The following is a 6465-nucleotide window of genomic DNA, read 5'->3' on the forward strand; positions in this document are numbered from 1 at the left end:
TTATAATCATGAGGAATTAACGAACGAATTTATCAGTTTTGCAGAAGCAAATGAGAATATTAAGATGATCGTTTGCAGAGAGGCAATGACAGGGGAAGATTTCGGTTATATGTTAAAGGATATTCCAGGATTCATGTTCTGGCTTGGGGTCGATTCGGGGTATGGACTACACCACGCTAAACTGAACCCGGATGAAAAAGCAATTGGAACAGCGATAGAGTTGTTGAGCAGTTATATTGAATACAAAAGCAAGTAGAGGACTGAACAAAAAAGCAAGAGGGCTAAATGAAGAAGCATGCTCTTGCTTTTTTTATTTTGTTGGCTATGTTAAAAATCATAGCTGATTACTACCAACAGACTAATTTAAAAGAGCCGTTTTCTTAAGGCTTATCATTTTGTTCCAATTAAAAAACATGTTAAACTAATATTCGGAATAAGTTATATTTTCCAATTCACTGCATACCTGTGTAATCAGTTTAATTTTATAACAGTTTGGGCAAAACATTTAAGGTGGGGCAAAAATCAGGAATTATAATTAATACTTATTTAAATTAATTATAATTTAAGATTGACTCCAAACAATTATTCTGATATATTTAGAAACATAGGTTTTAACAGGTGCCAAGGTGCATCGTAAATAAAAAATTATTGTAATGGAGGGATTTTACATGCCAGAACGTATGGTAGGTAAACAAGCACCACGCTTTGAAATGGACGCAGTTTTAGCAAACAAGGAATTCGGAAAAGTAAGCCTTGAAGAAAACATGAAGAACGACAAGTGGACAGTTCTTTTCTTCTATCCTATGGATTTCACTTTTGTATGCCCAACTGAAATCACAGCAATGTCTGACCGTTACGATGAGTTCGAAGACCTTGATGCAGAAGTGATCGGCGTATCAACTGATACAATCCACACTCACCTTGCTTGGATTAAAACAGACCGCAAAGAAAACGGACTTGGAGATCTTAAATATCCATTAGCAGCTGACACTAATCACGTTGTGTCACGTGAATATGGTGTATTAATCGAAGAAGAAGGCGTAGCACTTCGCGGATTATACATCATCAGCCCAGAAGGCGAATTAATGTACTCTGTAGTTAACCACAACAACATCGGCCGTGATGTTGATGAAACACTACGTGTACTTCAAGCACTACAAACTGGCGGCCTTTGCCCTGCAAACTGGAAGCCTGGACAAGCTACTCTTTAATAGCAGCGTCAAACACAACGATAATTTAAAAGACCTAACAAAAGTTAGGTCTTTTTCTTAATAACGAAAAGCAATGTCTTTTAATATATTTTTAATAAGAGGGGTGCATTATGAAATTACGTGAACCAATGCCGGAACTGACTGGCGCTACAGAATGGCTAAATGGTGAAGTAACAAGGGAGCAATTAGTAGGAGAAAAGCCGACACTGATTCATTTCTGGTCGATCAGCTGCCATCTTTGCAAGGAAGCAATGCCGCAGGTCAATGAGTTCCGTGATAATTATAAAGACAAGCTGAACGTGATTGCAGTTCATATGCCACGGTCAGAGGCTGACTTGAACCTTGAAGAAATCAAGAAGGTTGCAGCTGAGCACAGCATTTCACAGCCAATCTTTGTAGACAGCGAACACAAATTGACAGAAGCACTTGAAAATCAATATGTTCCTGCATATTATGTTTTTGACAAGGATGGCAAACTAAGACACTTCCAGGCTGGCGGAAGCGGCATGAAAATGCTTGAAAAGCGAGTGAATCGTGTCCTGGACGAATTGGAAAAGACTGAATAAAACCCTTATGGAGAGCCGATTAACTTCGGCTCTTTTTTGTGTTTTAAATTTAATTGCTCATTGTTAATTTTGAGGATTTTGTTGATTTAAGAAGAGATATGATTAAATATCGGATAATTCGAACTGACAAAAAAATAAAAAAATTCTTGAAAAAAGCTGGAAAAACATTTCGAAACCCGATATATTATTTTATACGTGCTTTTCTTTTTAGCTCTCTTTGTAAAATACATACTGTATAAAATCCAGTTTTATTTTAATTTGAAACCTAATATCTCTGGTCAACAAGCACGTCGCTACACAGTTTTTCGCTTCAGCTAAAATCAAATCGAAAGAAGCTTCGATCCAAAGGGGGTACATGAATGGAGACATTCAAAAAATTGAAGTCGTATTACTGGCCATACAAAAATTATTTTTTTTGGTCCATCTTTTTTATGCTGATTGTAACGGCTATTACAGTCATCTATCCAATGATTTTACAGCTTACGATTGATGAAGCAGTCATGGGAGGCAGGTTTGAACTAATTCCGATTCTGGCTGCCGGTTTTGTCGGTTTCATGGTGGTAAAAGGGGTTTGCACTTATATTTATCAATATACTGGTGATCTCTTTGGTATCCATTCGGTTTATAAACTCAGAAATTCACTTTATGAAAAATTACAATTCCTATCTTTCAGGTATTATGATAATGCCAAAACTGGTGATTTGATGTCCCGGCTTACTGCTGATGTAGAAGGGTTTCGTTTTTTCCTGAGCTTCGGCATTTCTGAACTGATACGATTTGTACTGTTAATTGGCATCAGCTTCTCGGTCATGTACTATTATTCTATTTCATTAACATTTGTGACTCTTGCGACTTTGCCATTTCTTGCAGTAGTTGTTTATAAGTTTGATAAAGCGGTTCATCCTGCATTCCGGGGAATAAGAAAATCCTTTGGTAAACTGAATACAAAGGTTCAGGAAAACATCAGCGGCATCAACACGGTAAAATCTCTGTCAAGAGAGAGCTATGAGATTGGAAGATTCAATGATTCCAATGGTGAATATAAAGACAAATACTTATTCACTTCAGATATTTGGGCTAAGTATTTTCCGTTAATGGAGTTCTTGGGGAATATTAGTGTGGTCCTGTTGCTTGGTTATGGAGGATACCTTGTGATGAATGGTTCCCTGAAGCCTGGCGAACTTGTAGCATTCTATAGCCTTGTGTGGTACATCATGTGGCCAATCATGAACCTTGGCTTCGTTGTTAATCTGTTTTCGCAGTCCAAAGCTTCTGGAGAAAGGTTATTAGAAATCCTGGAAGCTGATGCCGAAATTGAAGATAAGGATGGAGCAATTGAAACCGAAAAGCTTTCAGGTGATGTGCAATTTAGCAACGTAACGCTTCGATATGGAAATGATGAAAACGAAGCACTATATGATATTTCCTTTAAAGCACGACCAGGGCAGACCATTGGCTTGATTGGATCCACTGGCTCTGGAAAGACCAGCATTACCCAGCTTATGACGAGATTTTATGAGCCTGTAGAGGGTAAGGTTTTAATTGATGGACGGGATGTCAACGATTATTCCTTACGTTCGCTTCGAAGTAATATTGGTATTGTACTGCAGGAATCCTTTCTTTTTTCGTCATCTATTAAAGCGAATATTTCTTACGGCAAGCCAGACGCAACGATGGATGAAATTGTGGATGCTGCAAAACGGGCGCAGGCTCACAGCTTCATAATGGAACTTCCGGATGGATATGATACTATCCTCGGTGAGAGAGGAATGGGCCTGTCCGGCGGCCAAAAGCAAAGGATTGCCATAGCCAGGGCAATCTGTGTTAACCCAAGCATCTTGATACTTGATGACGCAACAAGCGCAGTGGATATGGAAACGGAGTTTAAAATTCAAAAAGCGTTACTGGAAGTGATGAAAGGGAGAACGACATTTATCATTGCTCACAGGATCTCTTCCTTGAAGCATGCCGATGAAATTCTTGTGCTTGAAAATGGATCCATTGCTGAACGGGGAAGCCATGAACAATTAATAAAAAATGGCGGAACGTATCAAAAAATATATGAAATTCAATTTAAAGACCGTCAAAGGGTCACGCATACAGGATAAAACTCTTCGAATCAGTTATGAAACGTCCGAGTTAACAAGGGGGGAAAGTTTTTGAGCAAAAAAAGTAATTCACAGGTTTTAAAAAGGTTTCAATATTCAACCGACCAGGTGATTGATAAGCCTTTTAATTGGAAGCAAATGTCAAGGCTCTTCAGCTATATGCTTCCATATAAAGCATCGCTTGTTCCATTGTCTATTGCGATGGTTCTCATTACAACTGCCGTCAGGCTTGTTATCCCTATCCTTATTGGGATATATACTCTTGACCGTGCAGTGAAAAACAAAGATGCTAGCATGTTATTCTGGCTCGTGGCGTTAATTGCCGGCCTTTATTCTGCTGCATACATCGCAAATATTTTCAGGATACGCTGGATGAATCAATTAGGGCAGAACGTCATTTACGATTTGCGTAAGCACTTATTCACCCATGTCCAGAATCTGTCGCACCGTTTCTTCGATCAGCGTTCGGCTGGTTCGATTTTGGTAAGAATTATGAATGATATTAACTCACTACAGGAATTGTTCACAAATGGAGTCATCAATCTGCTAATGGATATGGTTCTCCTGATTGGAATCTTCTTTATACTGTTTTCTTTAAGTCCGCAATTAACGCTGGCAATCATGGTGATCTTGCCGATCATGTTCTTGATTTCTACGAAATTGAGAAAAAATATCAGGCGTTCATGGCAAGATGTCCGTTTGAAACAATCGAAGCTTAATTCACACTTAAATGAAAGCATACAGGGAATCAGGGTTACCCAGTCTTTTACTCAGGAAAAAGAGAACATGGCCTTCTTCGATGGAATCAATGATGAAACATTCCAGAGCTGGAAGTCAGCATCCCAGAAAAACGCCATGTTCAGGCCGCTGGTAGAATTGACAAACGCACTGGGGACCGCTGTTTTAATCTGGTACGGTGCACATCTGATTCAAAACGGCACAATATCAATTGGTGTATTCGTTTCATTTGCCTTTTATTTAGGCATGTTTTGGGAGCCTATCTCGAGGCTTGGCCAGGTATACAACCAGTTATTAATGGGAATGGCATCTTCTGAAAGAATCTTTGAATTCCTGGATGAGAAGCCGATTGTATCAGAAGCAGATAACCCTGTAGAATTAAATGACCTCAGAGGCGAAATTAATTTTGAAAAGGCTGTATTCTCATATGACAATAAGAGGATTGCCCTAAAAGGAATAAACCTTGAGATAAAGGCAGGCCAGACAGTTGCTCTTGTAGGTCATACAGGTTCAGGAAAGACGACGATCGCCAACTTAATCAGCCGCTTTTATGATCCTACTGCAGGCAGGGTGTTGGTTGACGGACATGATTTAAAGAATGTTTCTCTCAGCAGTCTGAGGAAGCACATCAGTATCGTATTACAGGATACATTCATTTTTTCAGGGACAATATACGATAATATCCGTTTTGGCAGGCCGGAGGCTACTGATGAAGAGGTGAAGGCTGCAGCTAATGCAGTTGGTGCATCTGATTTTATTGAGAAGCTTCCTAACGGTTTTCAGACAGAGGTAGAAGAGAGGGGCAACATTCTTTCTGTAGGAGAAAGGCAGCTTCTTTCCTTTGCTAGGGCATTGCTGGCGAATCCGAAAATTCTCATAATGGATGAAGCAACGGCTAGCATTGATACAAAAACTGAGATGAGAATCCAAAATGCCCTGAAGACTCTATTAAAAGAACGAACCGCGATTATTATCGCTCACAGACTGTCAACAATCCGGGAAGCAGATAATATTTTCGTTCTTGAAAATGGGCTTGTCATTGAAAAGGGCAATCATGAAGAACTTATGGATCAAAAAGGAGAATATTACAATCTTGTCCAGGCACAATTTAATATGCTGGATGCAGTTTAAAAAGCCTTTTTATAACGTCTTCCGTTTGTCGAAAATTATACACACCACCAATCGGATATTGAAACCCTGTTGATTGGAATGGAAGGCGCGTAGACTATTGCGTGAGGCTCCCCGGGCCGCCCGCGGAAAGCGAAGCGCCTGGAACGAAAATCAACAGACTAATTTTATAAATAAACACTAAATAAAAAGATACATACAAACTTTATCTTCCGAGTTTGTCTACAGCCTTGAGCCTTCTATATGAAGGCTTTTTTTTGCTGTGTTAAAGGGTAAAAACTGTTTTTATTAAAGTGGGCATAAACAGATAAGGTAACTAAAGGTATTTTATTTTCCAGCACTGTAACATTTCTGTAATAATACCGTCTATTTCTAAAATAGCTTTAAATAAAGGGGGCATTTTGGTGTCGAAACAGATACTGTCAGTCATTCTATTATTTATTCTCTTGCTTGCAGGCTGCAGCGGTGGGATGTCAGACGAAAGTAAATCTAGCAGTGATATGGGTGCCAAAACGGAATCCATGGATAATTCTGAGAAAAATGATGTTTCATTCTCTGAAGGAGAAGAAGACTCGGCCGCAGAAAATATTGCATCTGATAAAGAAAAAGCGAAATCGAATGCTGCCGAAGCCGCTGTGGAACGTATGGTCATCTATAATGCAGAATTGAATTTAAGAGTCAAAAACTTTGAAAAGGCACGCAATGCCCTAGAAC

General features: G+C 39.2%; 5 protein-coding genes and 1 pseudogene. All 6 read left to right on the forward strand.

Going from position 1 to position 6465, the window contains the following annotated elements; all coding sequences use genetic code 11:
* The coding region (locus tag WB217_RS11755) for a M20/M25/M40 family metallo-hydrolase (RefSeq protein ID WP_423993414.1) at positions 1 to 256 on the forward strand (256 nt) is incomplete at its 5' end.
* A gap of 412 nt (positions 257 to 668) precedes the next feature.
* Positions 669 to 1211, forward strand: a complete 543-nt coding sequence (locus WB217_RS11760; RefSeq protein WP_251478023.1) for a peroxiredoxin — start codon at positions 669 to 671, stop codon at positions 1209 to 1211.
* A gap of 110 nt (positions 1212 to 1321) precedes the next feature.
* Positions 1322 to 1777 (forward strand): TlpA family protein disulfide reductase, encoded by a 456-nt coding sequence (locus WB217_RS11765; protein ID WP_423993415.1) that lies wholly within the window; start codon positions 1322 to 1324, stop codon positions 1775 to 1777.
* Positions 1778 to 2136: 359 nt separating this feature from the next.
* Positions 2137 to 3885, forward strand: a complete 1749-nt coding sequence (locus tag WB217_RS11770; RefSeq protein ID WP_423993416.1) for an ABC transporter ATP-binding protein — start codon at positions 2137 to 2139, stop codon at positions 3883 to 3885.
* 51 nt (positions 3886 to 3936) lie between these two features.
* Positions 3937 to 5754 carry an ABC transporter ATP-binding protein gene (locus tag WB217_RS11775; protein ID WP_423993417.1) on the forward strand — a complete coding sequence of 606 codons (1818 nt, stop codon included), beginning with the start codon at positions 3937 to 3939 and terminating at the stop codon, positions 5752 to 5754.
* A gap of 401 nt (positions 5755 to 6155) precedes the next feature.
* Positions 6156 to 6465: pseudogene (locus WB217_RS11780) on the forward strand (DUF4349 domain-containing protein); the annotation flags it as partial.

The organism is Mesobacillus sp. (genome assembly GCF_049588175.1).
Taxonomy (GTDB): Bacteria; Bacillota; Bacilli; order Bacillales; family Cytobacillaceae; genus Mesobacillus.

What these genes read in the sequence shown, in the direction of transcription:
- WB217_RS11760 (WP_251478023.1), top strand. Translation starts at nt 669, where the DNA reads ATGCCAGAACGTATGGTAGGTAAACAAGCACCACGCTTTGAAATGGAC.
- WB217_RS11765 (WP_423993415.1), top strand. Translation starts at nt 1,322, where the DNA reads ATGAAATTACGTGAACCAATGCCGGAACTGACTGGCGCTACAGAATGG.
- WB217_RS11770 (WP_423993416.1), top strand. Translation starts at nt 2,137, where the DNA reads ATGGAGACATTCAAAAAATTGAAGTCGTATTACTGGCCATACAAAAAT.